Raw genomic sequence first — 229 nt, forward strand, 5'->3', positions numbered from 1 at the left:
ACCTCACCGTGGTCAACAACAACGCCGGCAACGGCGATGCCGGCCTGGCCGCGCTGCTCAAGAGCGGGCAGGTGCGCAAGATCATCTGCAGCTTCCCGCGCCAGGTGGACAGCTATGTGTTCGACGAGCTGTACCGCAGCGGCAAGATCGAACTGGAACTGGTGCCCCAGGGCAACCTGGCCGAGCGCATGCGCGCCGCGGGCGCCGGCATCGGCGCCTTCTTCTGTCC

Annotated in this window: 1 protein-coding gene; it reads left to right on the forward strand. The window is 67.2% G+C overall.

The window, feature by feature from the left end; translation table 11 throughout:
- The coding region (locus MTCD1_RS20540; RefSeq protein ID WP_143760249.1) for a 3-oxoacid CoA-transferase subunit A at positions 1-229 on the forward strand (229 nt) is incomplete at both ends.

The sequence above is a fragment of the Colwellia marinimaniae genome (assembly GCF_002207865.1).
Taxonomy (GTDB): Bacteria; Pseudomonadota; Gammaproteobacteria; order Enterobacterales; family Alteromonadaceae; genus Colwellia; species Colwellia marinimaniae.